Here is a 1820-nt window from a genome sequence, read left to right on the forward strand (position 1 = left end):
AGCTGCCCCTGTTCAGGGCCATTAATTTTATCTGGCATATTTTATCTGAATTGCACCAATGTGGAGATGGGAAATTCTAATAAAAATTATGGCTGATATTTGAAAGGGAAGGTATTCAGCTTAATGCAAGCTGATCACCCTGGTCATTTGCCATTTTCCGTCCTTTTTGCGCCATAGGGTTACAAATTTACTAGGCACACTTTCTCCTTGTTCTGCAATGTTGCGAAAACTATGGTATCCAAACTCAACAGCGCCGTAGTTTGGAATTTCATAGACTTCAATACTGTTTTTGGTTAAGATGCGGGTGACTTTACCACAGATATTCTTTTTGATGGATTCCAACAACTGCTTTTTGGAAGTTGATAATCCGCCGCGGTCATGGTAGAATTCAATATCTTCTGCTGTCAATGAATCCATCAAGTCCAATTTGCAGTGGTTATAGGTGTCAAAATAGATGCTGTCCATTTTAACGATGGTATTGTACAGTTCTTTAGAAGCGGGTACGTAGGGTACTGGTTTATAGCGCTCCTGTAAAGTAGCCTGAGGATTATTATTGACCAGAAAATCGGTCTCTGTACTTATACGCCAGCCTGACTTTGTTTTTGTCCAGTAACGTGTAAATTTCGATTCTTCAACAATGATCTCTTTACCGTCGGATTGCTTCATGAAAAATTGTTGTACTCCTGTTTGAACGGCACTGTTTGCAGTTAACAGAAATACCTGCATAGTACCCGGACTTAGGATCCTATGCATGCTGGATAGTACTTTGGTGGATTTGTTTTTGCAGGAATTTCGTAGACGTTGTTCAAAATCAGCAAAGGTTTGTTGTATAGTTGGACGATTAAGTCCACCGTCATAGAGCATAACGAAATCTTTTGCATAGATTTCAGTTAACCTGTCTACTTCACAGGTTTTAAATGCAATTTCAAATATAAGGCTGTCTTTTGCATTGAATTCAATTTTAAGTTCAGCAGTTGTTTTATCAGTTTGGATGTCCTGGGCATTTACTTTTCTTGTAGAAGTGAATATAACACAGGCCCCTAATAGTAAGAGTTTTAGATTCATGATGCTTAGAATCAGTTGGTTCCTTATTTGTTACAAAATCAAAGACTATTGTATATTAACATATGCATTTTCTCATCGACCAATAAACAGCTTCGGTCGGAATTTCCTGAAATTTAAGGGCCTGGATTAACGCAATACATGAAAGAATTAAATAAAAGACAGGTTTGGGTTCCCTTTTCAATATTAAGCTTTTTTCTGTTTCTATAACATATAGGGATTTATGAGGGGAAAATATGTTTTCTGATCGCGCTGAACCTTACAGGCTCTGAGGCTTGATCATGAAAACATATTTTCTTGGGTGCAGACCGGGGAGGTGGTGAAAGATAAGACTTTGCGCTGATCAAAATTTTGATTGAAGCTATAGAGCTTCTACTTCTTCTTTTGATAGCCCGATTTCTTTTGCAATATGTTGTAGCTATTACATCAATCGGTATGTAGCTATCCTATAATGTGGGCTGTAATATCTTATTTTGTGGTTTTGCGCAGAAAATTGGAATGTTTGTCACGCGTTCTTCTAAGAATTGGACGAACTGGGGGAGGGTATTAGATCGCTTCGATTTCTTGAATCGAAAGTTTGGTGGTTTTGGCTATAAATTCGTTAGTTAAGCCTTCTTTTTTTAATTCCTGAGCTATTTCCATCTTACCTTTAAGTTCGCCTTTAATCTCACCATTAATTTCACCTCTGATGTACAAGATGTCCTTTTCTTCTACAAATATTTTTCCTGTTAGTGCCATATTTTTAATTGATGTTTTCT

The 1820-nt window shown here is 37.3% G+C and carries 1 protein-coding gene and 1 pseudogene; both read right to left on the minus strand.

Going from position 1 to position 1820, the window contains the following annotated elements; genetic code table 11:
* Positions 1 to 120: 120 nt before the first annotated feature.
* A complete protein-coding gene (locus DBR11_RS28085; protein WP_108555847.1) occupies positions 121 to 1065 on the minus strand; it encodes a nuclear transport factor 2 family protein in 945 nt (314 codons plus the stop codon).
* Between the two features lie 543 nt (positions 1066 to 1608).
* A pseudogene (locus DBR11_RS28090) lies at positions 1609 to 1820 on the minus strand (hypothetical protein); the annotation flags it as partial.

It is taken from the genome of Pedobacter sp. HMWF019, from assembly GCF_003061025.1.
Lineage (GTDB): Bacteria > Bacteroidota > Bacteroidia > Sphingobacteriales > Sphingobacteriaceae > Pedobacter.